Here is a 14,338-nt window from a genome sequence, read left to right on the forward strand (position 1 = left end):
TTCGCAGCATGCTGCATCGCAATATCGTCATAATGAGTGCGCGACGGTTGCGGGAGCGCCATTGCGGCATCGGTAGCGGCTTGGCGACAGAGCCGCGCCGTCCTATCAGCGAGGCCCTATTCATGGAGCCCCGAGGATCGATGACGCCTGCCGTCGCAGCCCTGATCGTCGCCGCCGGCCGCGGCCTACGCGCTGGTGCGGACGCTCCGAAACAGTATCGGCGGCTTGGTGGCAGGCCGGTTCTGTGCCGCACGCTCGCCCCCTTCTTGGCGGAGAGCCGGATCGGCACCGTGCTCGTGGTGATCGGTGTCGGCGACGGGGCGCGGTATGTCGAGGCGATCAGCCACCTTTCGGAGAGTGACCAGGCCCGGCTCGCCTCACCGGTCGATGGCGGCGAGACCCGCCAGGATTCGGTCCGCGCGGGATTGGAGGCGCTCGCCGCCAGCGGCTTCGCGGGCCATGTGCTCGTGCACGATGCGGCTCGCCCCTTCGTTTCGACTGCGCTGATCGAGCGAGCGCTGGTCGCCAGTGCCGAGCATGTCGCCGCGATCCCGGCGCTCGCCGTCTCTGACACCGTCAAGCGCGTCGATACCGCCGGCCTGATCGAGGCGACCTTGCCGCGCGAGCAACTCGTCTCGGTGCAGACGCCGCAAGCCTTTGCCTTCCAGCCACTGCTGGCCGCACACCGGGCTGCCCATGCCGCCGGATCCAGCGGCTTCACCGACGATTCCGCCATCATGGAATGGGCCGGCCACCGCGTCGCGACCTTCGCGGGAGATTCGATGAACCTGAAACTGACCCATCCGGACGACTTTGCGCTGGCCGAGCAGCGCATAGCCCGGTCACTCGTGACGCGTACGGGTACGGGCTATGACGTCCATGCCTTCGCCGATGGCGACCATGTCTGGCTCGGCGGCATCCGGGTTCCGCACAGCCGCGGCGTCACCGCCCACTCCGATGGTGATGTCGCCCTGCATGCGCTCACCGATGCAGTGTTGGGGGCCTTGGCCGATGGCGATATCGGCAGCCATTTCCCGCCGAGCGATCCGCAATGGCGCGGCGCCTCGTCGGACCGTTTCCTTGCCTTCGCCGCCGAACGTGTTCGGCAGCGTGGCGGCCGCATCGACCATCTCGACCTGACGATCGTCTGCGAGGGGCCGAAGGTCGGCCCGCATCGTGACCCGATCCGGGTGCGCATCGCGGAGATCGCGGGCTTGCGCATCGACCAGGTCGGCGTCAAGGCGACGACCTCGGAACGTCTCGGCTTCACCGGCCGTGGTGAGGGGCTCGCGGCACTTGCTACCGCGACCATCCGCCTTCCCGAGCCGGAGTGACGCTATGTTCGACCTCGATATCCGTTCGCTCGCGGCCGAACTCCTGGACATCTCACGCGAGCGCGGCATCACCGTCGCGACGGTCGAATCCTGCACCGGCGGGCTCGTCGCCGGCGCCCTGACGGCGATCTCCGGCTCGTCCAGCATGGTGCTCGGTGGCCTCGTTACCTACTCCAACGAGGCGAAGACGATCCTGGCGGGTGTCCCCGCCGAGCTGATTCTCGAGCATGGTGCTGTCAGCGAGCCCGTCGCACGTGCCATGGCCGAAGGCGGCCGGAAGCGCTTGTCGTCGCGGCTCGCCATCGCGATCACCGGCATCGCCGGCCCAGATGGCGGCAGTGAGCTCAAGCCGGTTGGGCTCGTGCATTTCGCCTGCGCCAATGGTGCAAGGACGCTGCATCGCGAAAAGCGCTTCGGCGCTCAAGGGCGTGACGAGATCAGGCGCCTGAGCGTGCTGGAGGCGCTCGACCTGCTGCGCGAGGCGGCGCTGGTCCAGGGCTGAACGCCACCGCGAGACTTCTTAGTTGAGGGCGAGCCGGCGCCAGATCGCCCCGACGATGTCGGCATAGTCGTCGTTCCAGGGCCGGATCGAACCAGGCCCCACCTGTTCCCGCCAGCCTTGTCGTATGATCAGGCCGGGATCGACGCCTGGGCGCAGGACAAGGGCGACCTCTGGCGCGGTCTTCATCGCGCGTAGATCCTCAGCGGTGCGAACCGGCGTATTGAGCCAGGTCGCGAGGCCCTGCGCGGCGGCGGTCGCGGTCACGACCGAGGCAAGCTCCATGTTCCGGTTGGAGATGTGCAGAAGCACGGCGCCATCTGGCTTGAGCTTGCGTATATAGAGCGCCAGGGCCTCGCCAGTGAGCAGATGGACCGGGATCGCATCGGATGAGAACGCGTCGACGACGATCAGATCGAGCGATCCGTCGCGTGCATCGCCGAGCGTCAGTCGCGCATCGCCGATGACGAATGTCGGTGCGGGTGCGCAGGCGCTGAAGAAGCTGAATCGGGCCGGATCGGTCGCGATCCGGATCACGGCCGGGTCGATCTCGTAGAAGCGCCAATCCTCCCCGGCGCGGGCCTGGCAAGCGAGCGAGCCCGTGCCGACACCGATCGCAGCCACTGCCGCGAGCGTGCCTCCCTTCACCTGACGGACCGAGTCGATCCCGTCGGCGATGCCGCCGCCGGTGAAGTAGTAGGTCAGCGGCTCCGGGCGGCCCGAGACCGGCGTGCCGTCGTCCTGACGCAGGCGCTGCGCGCCATGGATCGTGCTGCCGTGACTGAGCACACGGAAGCGGCCATCCTGCATCTCGGCGATGCGATGCACGCCGAAGAACGAACGAACCATGTCCGTGCGGGAGGCTTCGCGGGCGATCAGAGCGCCCGATCCGGTGATGGCGAGCCCGATGAGCGCGGCTCCTTGCAGGCGCGACGGCCGGACCGAGGTGAACCCCGGACGGCACAACATGCCCGCCACGACCAGAAGCGGATATTCGGCCACCGAGTTGAACAGCAGCGGCGCCAGCAATGCGGCGAACACCCCGCCCAGCACGCCGCCGAGCGACATCCAGAGATAGAAGCCCGTCAGCTCCGCTGCGGACGGCCGCAACCGTGCGAGCTCGCCATGCGCGACCATGGCCGTGATGAACAGAACGGAGAGATGAAGGACGAGCTCACCGCCCCAGCCCAGGCGCAGGTTAAACACCATCGCGGCCATGTAGCAGAGGACGAGCAGCAGCTGCGTGTTCAGCATCCAGCCGTGGCGCAGGAGCGGCTTGCGCTGGAAGACGATGACGAAGGTCAGCAGGAAGAGCGCGAGCGGGGCGACCCAAAGCAACGGGCCGGCCGCGACATCGGTCGAGATATGAGCGGTTACCGCGACCAGCAGGCCAGACGGCACGAAGGCAAGGAAAAGCCAATGCAACTTGCGGCTGGTCGGGACCGGCTCGGCCACGAGTGTGACCTTATCACGACCGCTCGCCGACGGCCCGATGCTCAACCCGGCGCAGGCCGTGATGCCGGCGAGTAGCAAGCCGAACCCCCACGCCCAGGCCGAGGCCTGCGTGGCCAACCGCAAGGCTGGTTCGACCGCAAGCGGATAGGCGAGCAAAGCGAGGAAACTGCCGATGTTGGAGGCGGCATAGAGGAAATATGGGTCGCGGGCGTGAGCATGCCCCGTGCGCGCGAACCATGCCTGGAGCAGCGGACCATTCGCAGCAACCGCGAAGAACGGCAAGCCGACCGAAGCGGTGAAAAGCAGCAGAAGCCAGGCGAATTCTCCTTGCTGCGGCGGGCGCTCGAAGCCCGCGGTGATGCCGATCGGCAGCGAGGTCCCCAGGACGACAGCCATCACGGTGATATGGATCAGTGCTGCACGCCGTACGCTGAAGCGGCTGACCAGCCAGTGCGCATAGGCATAGCCGGCCAGCAGCATGGCCTGGAAGAAGACCATCGCGGTCGACCAGACAGCCGGCGAGCCGCCGAGCTTCGGCAGCACCAGTTTGGTGAACATCGGCTGGATGCCAAAGAGCAGGAAAGCAGAGAGGAAGATCGTGCAGGCATAGACCGGCAACACGGCACCCAGGCGGCGCGCCTCGATACCGGCGCGTCCCTGCATCACTGGAGCTTCCATGCCTTCCCCCTGCGATAACAGGGGGACGATCCCATAGGCAGCTTAAAACTAGGTGAGTGCGGCCGGGCTGTTTCGCCCATAGATCGTATCGGCGCGCTTCTCGAAGGCCTCGGCGAACTTGTGGAAGGCCTTGTCGAACATCGCGCCCATCAGCAATCCGAGCATGCGGCTGGCGAACTCGTAGGAAATGAAGAAGCCGATTTCGCAACCCTTATCGTGCGGCTTGAAGCTCCAGCGGTTCTCCAGATAACGGAACGGCCCGTCGACATATTCGACCAGGATCTTCAAATTCGTCGGGTCCAGCGTGACGCGGCTGGTGAAGGTCTCGCGGATCGCCTTGTAGCCGACGGTCATGTCAGCGAGTACGACCTCGCCGCCACCCTCGCGCGGCGTGCGCCGGCGCACCGTCAGCCCCTCGCAGAGCGGCAGGAACTGCGGGTACTTCTCCACATCCGCCACGAGCGCATACATCTGTGCGGGCGAGTGCTTCACCCGGCGGGTGCTGTTGAACATCGGCATAATGCGGTGCCGGTCAGTCGCCGAGCTTGGCTGCGCGCGCCGCCTTGAGCCGGGCGAAATCCTCGCCGGCATGGTGCGAGGAGCGCGTCAGCGGCGTCGAGGACACCATCAGGAAGCGCTTCACATAGGCGATGGTCTCGAAGCTCTTGAACTCGTCGGGCGTGACGAAGCGCACGACCGGATGGTGCTTGCGCGAGGGCGCCAGGTACTGGCCGATGGTAATGAAATCGACATCGGCGGAGCGCAGGTCGTCCATCAGCTGCAGAACCTCGTTCCGCTCTTCGCCGAGGCCGACCATGATGCCGGACTTGGTGAAGATGGTCGGGTCGAGCTCCTTCACCTGCTGCAGCAGCCTGAGCGAATGGAAATAGCGGGCGCCGGGGCGCACGGTCAGGTACTTGCCGGGCACCGTCTCGAGATTGTGGTTGAAGACGTCGGGCTTGGCCGCGACCACCACTTCGAGCGCGCCGGGCTTGCGCAGGAAGTCGGGCGTCAGGATTTCGATCGTCGTGCCTGGCGAAGCCTTGCGAATGGCGCGAATGACCTGCGCAAAATGCTCGGCGCCGCCATCCTTGAGGTCGTCACGGTCGACCGAGGTGATCACGACATGCTCGAGGCCGAGCTTGGCGACGGCGTCGGCGACCTTGCGCGGCTCCTGGGCGTCGAGCGCCACGGGCACGCCGGTCTTGACGTTGCAGAAGGCACAGGCGCGCGTGCAGGTGTCGCCCATGATCATGAAGGTGGCGTGCTTCTTCTCCCAGCACTCACCGATATTGGGACAGCCCGCCTCCTCGCAGACGGTGACGAGCTTCTCGGCCTTCACGATCTTCTGAGTCTCGGCCCATTTCGGCGAGCCCGGGGCCTTGACCCGGATCCAGTCCGGCTTGCGCAGGATCGGATTCTCCGGCCGCTTCTGCTTTTCCGGGTGACGCAGCTCCGGCTTCACCTCGGATTTCGGGTTGCCGGCATTGGGGCGCGGATCGCGGTTGAGAAGATCGAGCACGACGGCCATGGACGGGTCCGTTACTGGCGCCGCGCATCAGGGCGCAGCCACTCCCGTCTAGCTAATGCCGAAGCGGCGTCCCGGCAACCCAGGGCGCCGCAGTAGGCTCAGTTGCGCACTGCGCGCCAGACCACGATCAGCAGGCAGGCGCCGGCGATCGCTGCGATCAGGGTCCGCCAGAAGCCGAAGATCGAGATATCCATGAGTTCGGCGACGCGGCTGCCGACGAAGGAGCCGGCGACGCCGACGATCATGTTGGTGAAGAGCCCGTGGTCGGACGAGGTGACACGCTCGGCGATCCAGCCGGCGATCATGCCGATCAGCAGCGTCATGAAGAAGCCGTAGCCCGGCGTGCCGAGCGCGGCATAGATCTGGTCGTTCATGGCAATCCCCCTGCCCTCATAATCCGGCCCATCGGCCGCGACCGACAACGCGCCGTTCGTACACTGGTTCCGCTAGGCGATGAAACGGGCGAGCAGCACGACCAGGATCGCGCCGATCACCGCCATCGCCATCGAGTCGAGGAAACGGTAGCCGGTGCTCGCCCGCCAGCCGGTGACGCGGACGATGCCTTGCCCGACCAGCATGCCGAGCACGCCGACCACGGCATGGCGCAGAAAGCCGCCACCACCAACGACGAGGCTGGCGATGAAGCCCGCGCCCGTACCGAACGCCACTGGAGGCAGAAGCCGGCGCCAGTCGAGCGCGAGCTTCCTGCCTGGCGGCAGGATCTCGACCTTTTCGTCGGGAACGATCCGATCGGGCTTACTGGATTTGCGGGCGCGCGTCATTGGCCGGATATGGCCTGCGCCACGCGCGAATGCCAGCGCCGGGAGATCAGGCGATCAACCGGGCCAGAAACACCACCACGATCGCGCCGATCGTCGCGGTGATAATCTGCGAGACCAGCGGGTTACCGATTCCGAGGCTGACACCGAGGGCTTGTAGCAAGAAGCTGCCGACGAAAGCGCCAATCAGACCGGTGATGATGTAGCGGATCAGCCCGCCGCCACCCACCACGATACTGGCGAGCCAGCCGGCGACGGCGCCGATGGCGATGGCGATGAGAATTGCACGCAGATCCATGGCAGTGCTCCTGACGCGAAGGCCGTTCGAGACGCAGCCGAATGTTGCACGATCGCGCAACAACTCCGCAAGGGCGCGCCGCCGCCTCGAGCCTTCGACGCCATGCGGGCGGCGCCCTCTCCTGCGGACCGCGAGGCTATCTGGCCATAGCGCCGAGCGCTGAAACCGAGTTGCCGGCCAGCGCGCCGGTGAAGTTATGGCCGCCGCCGACAAGCTGCAGGCGCGCCGGCAGGCCCCGTGCTTGGGCCTTGGCGACATAGTCGGTGGCGAGGTCCGGCCGCGTATTGTCGTCCGCCTGCCCCGTCACCGCGACGATGGCGGTTCCGGAGCCGATGCCGGACAGGTAGTCGACCGGCGACTGCGAGGAGAAGCCGCCGCGGCGCCCGCGGCTGGCGTTCCAGGCCGCGGCGTCGCACGGACAGGACGTCAGGACAATGCCGTTGATCAGCCCGGGATAGTCGCCGGCGATGACGCCGATCGTACCGGCGCCGGCGGAATGGCCGAGCGCCACGACCGCGCGCGCATTGTATTTCTGCTTGAGCTCGCGGATCGCTCCGGCCACGGCGCGGTTGTTGCCGGAATGGAAAGTGTCGCGCCGGCCATTGTCTGAACCGTCGCTGCGCTTGCCGGCGCGGTCGTAATAGCCCGGCCGTAGCAGCGCGATCGCGACGACGTTCTTGCGCGAGGCAGCGAACTGCTTGGCGTAGGAGTACATGTAGTCGGCCGGCCCACCCGCCGAGACGTCGCCATGGATGAAGAAGGCCAGCACCGGCTGGCTGCGGCCCGGCGGCGGCCCGAATGCCTCATAGGCCAGCCCGTTGGCGCAGGCCTCGCCTTCGCAAGCCTGTGCCGGCGCCGCAAACAGCAGCGAGGCAAGCATCACCGTCCAACCACGGCGCATCCAGCTCACGGCCATCCCCCCAACACGACGCAACTCCCCTAACAGGGGGGCCGGCTCCTCTTATTCGCGCCCGATCATGTCAGGCGTTCAGCACCTTGCCATAGGCGTCGAGCACGGCCTCCTTCATCGCCTCCGACAGGGTCGGATGCGGGAAGATGGTGTGCATCAACTCTTCCTCGGTGGTCTCGAGGTTCATCGCGACGACGAAGCCCTGGATCAGCTCGGTCACTTCCGCGCCGACCATGTGGGCGCCGAGCAGCTTGCCGGTCTTGGCGTCGAAGACGGTCTTGACCATGCCACTATCCTCGCCGAGCGCCACCGCCTTGCCGTTGGCGACGAAGTTGAAGCGGCCGACCTTGAGCTCGTGACCGGCTTCCTTGGCCTTGGCCTCGGTCAGGCCGACGCTGGCGATCTGCGGGTGGCAATAGGTGCAGCCCGGGATCATCGCCTTGTCCATCGGGTGCGGATGCAGGCCCTTGATCGCCTCGACGCAGATCACCGCCTCATGCTCGGCCTTGTGCGCCAGCATGGGTGGGCCGGCGACGTCGCCGATCGCGTAGACGCCCTTCACATTGGTGCGGCAGAGGCCGTCGATCGCGATCACGCCACGATCGAGCTTCACGCCAATTGCCTCCAGGCCAAGGTTTTCGACGTTGGCGACGACGCCGACCGCCGAGATCATCCGCTCGGCGGTGATCGTCTGCTTGTTGCCCTTGTCGTCCTCAACATGGGCGGTGACGGAGTTCGCTGATTTCTCGACCTTGGTGACCTTGGTCGAGGTCAGGATCTTCATGCCCTGCTTCTCGAAGGCCTTGCGGGCGAAGGCGCCGATCTCGGCATCCTCGACCGGCACGACCTGCGGCAGAACCTCGACCACAGTCACCTCGGCGCCGAGCGTGCGGTAGAAGGATGCGAACTCGATGCCGATCGCGCCCGAGCCCATCACCACCAGCGACTTCGGCATGGTCGGCGGCACCAGCGCCTCGAAATAGGTCCAGATCAGCTTGCCGTCCGGCTCCAGGCCCGGCAGCGCGCGCGGACGGGCGCCGGTCGCGACGATGATGTGGTCGGCAGTGTAGGTGCCCTCGCCCTTGGCGCCCTTCGGCACCGGTCCCTGCGGCTGCATCGCCGGTTTCTTGGTGGGCGCGACGGTGATGGTATTGGCCTTGGTGAGTTTGGCCTCGCCCCAGATCACGTCGATCTTGTTCTTTTTCATCAAGAACTGGACGCCGTTATTCATCCTGACCGCGATGCCGCGCGAGCGCTTCACCACCGCTTCCAGATCGGCCTTGAACGAACCCTCCAGAACCAGGCCGTAATCCTTGGCGTGCTGGCCGTAATGCAGGATCTCGGCCGAGCGCAGCAGCGCCTTGGTCGGGATGCAGCCCCAGTTCGAGCAGATGCCGGCGAGGTGCTCGCGCTCGACGATCGCAGTCTTGAAGCCGAGCTGCGCCGCGCGGATCGCCGCGACATAGCCGCCGGGGCCGGAGCCGATGATGATGATGTCGTAGTCAGCCATGGGAGGTGCCTCGGCTCTTCTCTCCCCGCTGATGGGGAGGCATTGCTGTTACGGGGAGATGCCCCGGTCGAAATTGGTTCATGGGCCCGCGATCCGCAGCGCGGGCCCCCGCGCCGGTAGCGGCAGGCCGAGCAGGCCGTCGACGACCGGCGCCAGTGCTAACCCGATCGCGCGGGTGTTCTCGGCGTCGAGGTGGATGCCGTCCTCGCCGGTCACAGTCGCAACCGCCGCCGCGTCGAAGAAGCTGGCGCCGATCTCGTCGGCGATGCGGCGGTAATAGGTCGCCAGCAGCGCCATCTTCTCGGGCACCCCTTCCATGAAGTAATTGGCCTCGTGCTCGGGATCATCCGGCCTGCGCACCAGCGGCGGCGAGACGATCAGCACCTCCGGCACCGGCATGCCGGGCTCGACCGGCGGGCGTTGCGCCACCTGCGCCAGCATCCGCATCGAGCGGGCGATGTCATAAGGGGCAAGCGAGTGCTGGCGCTGGCAGTCATTGGTGCCGAGCATCAGGATGACGAGATCGAGCGGCGCATGGCACTCGATGAACAGCGGCAGCAGCGAGATGCCGGAGCGATAGGGGCGCAGCGGATCCTCAAGCGCGATCCGCCGCCCGTTGAGTCCCTCCTCGATCACCGTGGCATAGCCGCCGAGCGCCTTCTCCAGTACGCGCGGCCAGCGCACATCGTCGCCATGCCGCTCAGGTCGGTTGGCGATCCGCCCCCAGGTGAGAGAATCGCCGAAAGCGAGGATGCGGGCCTGGCGGGTCATCGCCGCCTACACCAGCATCGCCATCGGCTTCTCGATATAGCCCTTGAAGGCCTGGAGCAGCTCGGCACCGAGCGCGCCGTCGACGGCGCGGTGGTCGGTCGAGAGCGTCACTGACATCACGGTCGCGACCGCGAGCTGACCGCCCTTGACCACGGCGCGCGGCTCGCCGGCGCCGACCGCCAGAATCGTCGCATGCGGTGGGTTGACGATCGCGGCGAAGTCCTTGACGCCGAACATGCCGAGATTGCTGACCGCCGTGGTGCCGCCCTGGTACTCCTCGGGCTTCAGCTTGCGCGCTTTAGCCCGGCCCGCCATGTCCTTCATTTCGTTGGAGATCTGGCTCAGCGTCTTGTGGCAGGCGTCGCGGATGATCGGTGTGATCAGCCCGCCCGGGATCGAAACCGCGACGCCGACATCGGCATGCTTGTGCTTGAGCATGGAGCCGTCGGTCCAGGAGACGTTGGCGTCCGGCACCGCCCGCAGCGCCAGCGCCAGCGCCTTGATCACCATGTCGTTGACCGAGAGCTTGTAGGCCGGCTTGCCGTCCTTCTCAGGGGCCGCGGCGTTGAGCTCGGCGCGCAACTTCAGGAGTGCGTCGAGCTCGCAATCGACCGTGCAGTAGAAATGCGGAACGGTCTGCTTGGCTTCGGTCAGGCGGCGCGCGATCGTCTTGCGCATGCCGTCATGCGGGATCTCCTCATAGGAGCCCGGCGCGAACAGCTTCTTGGTCTGCTCGTCCGAAGGGCCGGCTGCGAGCGGCGCGGCAGCAGGCTTGGGCGCTGCGGGCGCCCCGGCAGCGGGAGCAGCCTTGGCAGCCCCGCCCTGCTTGGCGGCCTCGATGTCCTTCTCGACGATGCGGCCATGCGGGCCGGAGCCCTGGACCTTGCCGAGATCGATGCCGGCATCCTTGGCGAGGCGGCGGGCCAGCGGCGAGGCGAACGGCCGATCGCCCGAGACCGTCTTGCCACCGGTGTTGAAGCCGGATTCCGCTGTGACCTGCGGCGTCGATTCAGGCTTGGCCTCCGCCTTCGGCGCAGGCGCTTCAGGCTTGGCGGCTTCGGCTTTCGGAGCCTCGGCCTTGGCCGGCGCGGAGATGCTCTTGGCGTCCTCGCCCTCGCCGGCGATCACGCCGATCACCTCGTTGACCGCGACGTCGGCGGTGCCCTCAGGCACGACGATCTTGGCGAGGATGCCCTCATCGACCGCCTCGACCTCCATGGTCGCCTTGTCGGTCTCGATCTCGGCGATGATGTCGCCCGACTTGATCGTGTCGCCTTCCTTCTTCAGCCATTTGGCGAGATTGCCCTTCTCCATCGTCGGAGAGAGCGCGGGCATCAGGATGTTCACGGGCATGGCATCAGCTCACTTTTTGATCGCTGAAAAACGCGTATCGGATCACAGAGGTGTTAGTTCGCTGCACAGGCACGGTCGCCTGCGGTCGATGGTCCACAATAGATCAGCGCTACTCCTTCATCCCGAGACCGGACCGGGAGGAGCATCATGTAGTCGAGCTGTCCGCTGCGATCACAGGACACGTGCCACGACGCAGCCTTTGGCCCGAGTGCTGCCAGGGATTGGCGAGAGTTGACGCACGATCGCCCCCATATACGCCGCGCCAGCTGATTGACCGCCTGCGCGCGGCTCGCTGGCGCAAGACGCTCGAACTCAGCGTTGATGAAGGGCGCCGGCTTGACCATCGCCCTCGTCGGCGCTGCCATAGCCTCCACCGCCGGCAGCGCGCCGAACCCGAACAGACACGCGGCCAGCAGGGCACGGTTTCCGTTCGGTTCGCGAGACGGCGCCATCGGTCAGCTCTCTCTCAGCGGTAGCAGACGGACTTGGCCGCCGCGACGACCTCGCCGATGTTCGGCAATGCCAGCTTCTCGAGATTGGCGGCGTAAGGCATCGGCACGTCCTTGCCGGTGACGCGCGCGACGGGGGCGTCGAGATAATCGAACGCCGCCTCCATGATCTTCATGCCGATCTCGGCAGTGACCCCCGACTGCGGGAAGCCCTCCTCGACTGCGACGCAGCGGTTGGTCTTCTGCACAGAGGCGATCACGGTCTCGATGTCCATCGGCCGGATGGTGCGCAGGTCGATGACCTCGGCCTCGATGCCTTCCTTGGCGAGCGCCTCGGCGGCGCCGAGCGCATAGGTCATGCCGATGCTGAAGGAGACGATGGTGACGTCCGTGCCGGGGCGCACGACCTTGGCCTTGCCGATGGGAATCGTGAAATCATCACCCTTGGGCACGTCGAAGGAACGGCCGTAGAGGATCTCGTTCTCGAGGAAAATGATCGGGTTCGGGTCGCGGATCGCGCTCTTCAGCAGACCTTTCGCGTCGGAGGCGCTGTAGGGCATCACCACCTTGAGGCCCGGCACGTTCGAGTACCAGGCGGCGTAGTCGTGGCTGTGCTGCGCGCCGACGCGGGCGGCGGCGCCGTTGGGACCGCGGAAGACGATCGGGCAGCCCATCTGGCCGCCGGACATGTAGAGCGTCTTGGCGGCCGAGTTGATGATCTGGTCGATCGCCTGCATGGCGAAGTTGAAGGTCATGAACTCGACGATCGGCCGCAGGCCGGTCAGCGCCGCGCCGACACCGATGCCGGCGAAGCCATGCTCGGTGATCGGCGTGTCGATCACACGCCGCGCGCCGAACTCCTGCAGCAGCCCTTGCGTGACCTTGTAGGCGCCTTGGTACTCGGCGACCTCCTCGCCCATGACGAAGACGTCGGCGTCGCGCCGCATCTCTTCTGCCATCGCATCGCGCAGTGCCTCGCGCACCGTCATCGAGACGACCTCGGCACCAGCCGGGAATTCGGAGGAGGCATCATAGGACTTCGCCTGAGCCGGGACGCTCGCTGCCGCGGCGGGCGCCGGGCTGGCGGGGGCCTCTGCGGCCTTCTCAGGCTCTGCCGCGGCCTTGGGCGCCGGCGCATCTGCCTTGGCGGCGCCGCTGGCGGCAGCGGATGCATCCTCGCCATCGGCGGCGATCACACCGATCCGCGTGTTGACCGCAACGTTATCGGTGCCGTCGGCGATCAGGATCTTGGCGAGGATGCCCTCGTCGACCGCCTCGACCTCCATGGTCGCCTTGTCGGTCTCGATCTCGGCGATGATGTCGCCGGCCTTGATCTTGTCGCCCTCGGCTTTGAGCCATTTGGCGAGCTTGCCCTGTTCCATGGTCGGCGACAGGGCGGGCATCAGAATGTCGATCGGCATGAACGCACCCGGAGTTCTGGAGCGGCCGCAAGGGCCTCGATGTCGGGGAGGAAGCTAGGCGCGGCTTTACGCCTGCGCCGGCTCCAGCAGGATGTTGGTGTAGAGTTCGGAGACGTCCGGCTCGGGATCATGCGTCGCGAATTCGGCTGCGTCGTTGACGATCTCGCGGACCTTGGCGTCGATCGCCTTGAACTCGTCCTCGCCGAGCTTGTGCTCGCGCGTCAGACGGCCGCGCACCTGCTCGATCGGGTCGTGCTCCTCGCGCATGCGCTGGACCTCGTCCTTGGAGCGGTACTTCGCCGGATCGGACATCGAATGGCCGCGATAGCGGTAGGTCTGCATTTCGAGGATGTACGGGCCCTTGCCGGTGCGGGCATGCTCGATGGCGCGCGAAGCCGCCTCGCGCACGGCGCGGACATCCATGCCGTCGACCTGCTCGCCGGGAATGCCGAAAGAGACGCCGCGCCTGGAGAAATCGGTCTGCGCCGAGGCCCGGTTGACCGAGGTGCCCATGGCGTAGCGGTTGTTCTCGATCACGAACACGACCGGCAGCTTCCAGAGCTGCGCCATGTTGAAGCTCTCATAGACCTGGCCCTGATTGGCGGCGCCGTCGCCGAAATAGGCCATCGATACTCGCCCGTCCTGGCGGTACCAGTTGGCGAAGCCGAGGCCGGCGCCGAGCGAGACCTGCGCGCCGACGATGCCGTGGCCGCCATAGAAATTCTTCTCGCGGCTGAACATGTGCATCGAGCCGCCCTTGCCGCGCGAATAACCGCCGCGCCGGCCGGTCAGCTCGGCCATCACGCCGCGCGATTCCATGCCGCAGGCGAGCATGTGGCCGTGGTCGCGATAGCCGGTGATGACCTGGTCGCCGTCCTTCGAGGCCATCTGCATGCCGATGACCACGGCTTCCTGGCCGATATAGAGATGGCAGAAGCCGCCGATCAGGCCCATGCCGTACATCTGGCCGGCCTTCTCCTCGAAACGGCGGATCAGCAGCATCTCGCGGTAAGCGTGAAGTTCCTCGTCCTTGGTGAAGGTCGGAACGTTCGGGATCGCCTTGGCGGAACCCTTCGCCGCACTCTTAGCCGTCGCCCTGGCAGGTGTCTTTCCGGCGGCCTTCGCAGGCGCGCCTGCGTTCGTCTTCCGAGCGGCAATGGCCATGAACGGTTCCTCCAAGCTCTACTGCTTTGGTTGTAGAGGAAGCCCCAAGCCTTGGCGAGACGGGTATCTCGCACTGCAGCATTGACTAAGCTATTATGATTTCTGCGATAATCCAGTTTAACTGATTATCGGTTAATCGACCTTTTTGCGACCATTGACGCTGGGAAAGCCGGCTCATTGGCCGGT

Annotated in this window: 14 protein-coding genes; 2 read left to right on the top strand and 12 right to left on the bottom strand. The window is 66.2% G+C overall.

All coding sequences use genetic code 11. The features are described from left to right. The first annotated feature begins 140 nt into the window (after positions 1 to 140). Positions 141 to 1,334, top strand: a complete 1,194-nt coding sequence (locus ACSQ3M_RS04190; RefSeq protein WP_436148800.1) for a bifunctional 2-C-methyl-D-erythritol 4-phosphate cytidylyltransferase/2-C-methyl-D-erythritol 2,4-cyclodiphosphate synthase — start codon at positions 141 to 143, stop codon at positions 1,332 to 1,334. Between the two features lie 4 nt (positions 1,335 to 1,338). Then, a complete protein-coding gene (locus ACSQ3M_RS04195) occupies positions 1,339 to 1,836 on the top strand; it encodes a CinA family protein (RefSeq protein ID WP_436148801.1) in 498 nt (165 codons plus the stop codon). 18 nt (positions 1,837 to 1,854) lie between these two features. Here the strand turns inward: ACSQ3M_RS04195 and ACSQ3M_RS04200 are convergent, their stop codons facing one another. From ACSQ3M_RS04200 to pdhA, 12 genes are all read right to left on the bottom strand, one after another. Then, the gene (locus tag ACSQ3M_RS04200; RefSeq protein ID WP_436148802.1) at positions 1,855 to 3,966 is read right to left on the bottom strand and encodes a fused MFS/spermidine synthase; all 2,112 of its coding nucleotides are present in this window, start codon (positions 3,964 to 3,966) and stop codon (positions 1,855 to 1,857) included. 48 nt (positions 3,967 to 4,014) lie between these two features. Continuing rightward, the gene (locus tag ACSQ3M_RS04205) at positions 4,015 to 4,485 is read right to left on the bottom strand and encodes a type II toxin-antitoxin system RatA family toxin (protein ID WP_436148803.1); all 471 of its coding nucleotides are present in this window, start codon (positions 4,483 to 4,485) and stop codon (positions 4,015 to 4,017) included. A gap of 13 nt (positions 4,486 to 4,498) precedes the next feature. Continuing rightward, positions 4,499 to 5,497 (bottom strand): lipoyl synthase, encoded by a 999-nt coding sequence (gene lipA / locus ACSQ3M_RS04210; RefSeq protein WP_436148804.1) that lies wholly within the window; start codon positions 5,495 to 5,497, stop codon positions 4,499 to 4,501. Between the two features lie 98 nt (positions 5,498 to 5,595). Further along, a complete protein-coding gene (locus tag ACSQ3M_RS04215; protein ID WP_436148805.1) occupies positions 5,596 to 5,871 on the bottom strand; it encodes a GlsB/YeaQ/YmgE family stress response membrane protein in 276 nt (91 codons plus the stop codon). Positions 5,872 to 5,943: 72 nt separating this feature from the next. Continuing rightward, complete coding sequence (locus tag ACSQ3M_RS04220; RefSeq protein ID WP_436148806.1) at positions 5,944 to 6,279, bottom strand: GlsB/YeaQ/YmgE family stress response membrane protein; 336 nt, start codon at positions 6,277 to 6,279, stop codon at positions 5,944 to 5,946. 46 nt (positions 6,280 to 6,325) lie between these two features. Beyond that, positions 6,326 to 6,574 carry a GlsB/YeaQ/YmgE family stress response membrane protein gene (locus tag ACSQ3M_RS04225; protein WP_436148807.1) on the bottom strand — a complete coding sequence of 83 codons (249 nt, stop codon included), beginning with the start codon at positions 6,572 to 6,574 and terminating at the stop codon, positions 6,326 to 6,328. 136 nt (positions 6,575 to 6,710) lie between these two features. Beyond that, entirely contained in the window at positions 6,711 to 7,484 is a 774-nt protein-coding gene (locus ACSQ3M_RS04230; RefSeq protein ID WP_436148808.1) for an alpha/beta hydrolase family protein, read from the bottom strand. 70 nt (positions 7,485 to 7,554) lie between these two features. Then, the gene (gene lpdA / locus ACSQ3M_RS04235) at positions 7,555 to 8,994 is read right to left on the bottom strand and encodes a dihydrolipoyl dehydrogenase (protein WP_436148809.1); all 1,440 of its coding nucleotides are present in this window, start codon (positions 8,992 to 8,994) and stop codon (positions 7,555 to 7,557) included. Between the two features lie 78 nt (positions 8,995 to 9,072). Next, entirely contained in the window at positions 9,073 to 9,765 is a 693-nt protein-coding gene (locus ACSQ3M_RS04240) for an SGNH/GDSL hydrolase family protein (protein ID WP_436148810.1), read from the bottom strand. A 6-nt stretch (positions 9,766 to 9,771) separates the two neighbouring features. Next, the gene (locus tag ACSQ3M_RS04245) at positions 9,772 to 11,118 is read right to left on the bottom strand and encodes a pyruvate dehydrogenase complex dihydrolipoamide acetyltransferase (protein WP_436148811.1); all 1,347 of its coding nucleotides are present in this window, start codon (positions 11,116 to 11,118) and stop codon (positions 9,772 to 9,774) included. Positions 11,119 to 11,584: 466 nt separating this feature from the next. Next, positions 11,585 to 12,988 carry a pyruvate dehydrogenase complex E1 component subunit beta gene (locus ACSQ3M_RS04250; RefSeq protein WP_436148812.1) on the bottom strand — a complete coding sequence of 468 codons (1,404 nt, stop codon included), beginning with the start codon at positions 12,986 to 12,988 and terminating at the stop codon, positions 11,585 to 11,587. Positions 12,989 to 13,054: 66 nt separating this feature from the next. Next, the gene (gene pdhA / locus ACSQ3M_RS04255) at positions 13,055 to 14,152 is read right to left on the bottom strand and encodes a pyruvate dehydrogenase (acetyl-transferring) E1 component subunit alpha (RefSeq protein WP_436148813.1); all 1,098 of its coding nucleotides are present in this window, start codon (positions 14,150 to 14,152) and stop codon (positions 13,055 to 13,057) included. Between the last annotated feature and the right edge of the window lie 186 nt (positions 14,153 to 14,338).

Source organism: Allobosea sp. LjRoot90 (assembly GCF_964254315.1).
Taxonomy (GTDB): Bacteria; Pseudomonadota; Alphaproteobacteria; order Rhizobiales; family Beijerinckiaceae; genus Allobosea.

Excerpts from the sequence above, each read along its gene's own strand:
- ACSQ3M_RS04190 (WP_436148800.1), top strand. The coding sequence starts at position 141 with ATGACGCCTGCCGTCGCAGCCCTGATCGTCGCCGCCGGCCGCGGCCTA.
- ACSQ3M_RS04195 (WP_436148801.1), top strand. The coding sequence starts at position 1,339 with ATGTTCGACCTCGATATCCGTTCGCTCGCGGCCGAACTCCTGGACATC.
- ACSQ3M_RS04200 (WP_436148802.1), bottom strand. The coding sequence starts at position 3,966 with ATGGAAGCTCCAGTGATGCAGGGACGCGCCGGTATCGAGGCGCGCCGC.
- ACSQ3M_RS04205 (WP_436148803.1), bottom strand. The coding sequence starts at position 4,485 with ATGCCGATGTTCAACAGCACCCGCCGGGTGAAGCACTCGCCCGCACAG.
- lipA (WP_436148804.1), bottom strand. The coding sequence starts at position 5,497 with ATGGCCGTCGTGCTCGATCTTCTCAACCGCGATCCGCGCCCCAATGCC.
- ACSQ3M_RS04215 (WP_436148805.1), bottom strand. The coding sequence starts at position 5,871 with ATGAACGACCAGATCTATGCCGCGCTCGGCACGCCGGGCTACGGCTTC.
- ACSQ3M_RS04220 (WP_436148806.1), bottom strand. The coding sequence starts at position 6,279 with ATGACGCGCGCCCGCAAATCCAGTAAGCCCGATCGGATCGTTCCCGAC.
- ACSQ3M_RS04225 (WP_436148807.1), bottom strand. The coding sequence starts at position 6,574 with ATGGATCTGCGTGCAATTCTCATCGCCATCGCCATCGGCGCCGTCGCC.
- lpdA (WP_436148809.1), bottom strand. The coding sequence starts at position 8,994 with ATGGCTGACTACGACATCATCATCATCGGCTCCGGCCCCGGCGGCTAT.
- ACSQ3M_RS04240 (WP_436148810.1), bottom strand. The coding sequence starts at position 9,765 with ATGACCCGCCAGGCCCGCATCCTCGCTTTCGGCGATTCTCTCACCTGG.
- ACSQ3M_RS04245 (WP_436148811.1), bottom strand. The coding sequence starts at position 11,118 with ATGCCCGTGAACATCCTGATGCCCGCGCTCTCTCCGACGATGGAGAAG.
- ACSQ3M_RS04250 (WP_436148812.1), bottom strand. The coding sequence starts at position 12,988 with ATGCCGATCGACATTCTGATGCCCGCCCTGTCGCCGACCATGGAACAG.
- pdhA (WP_436148813.1), bottom strand. The coding sequence starts at position 14,152 with ATGGCCATTGCCGCTCGGAAGACGAACGCAGGCGCGCCTGCGAAGGCC.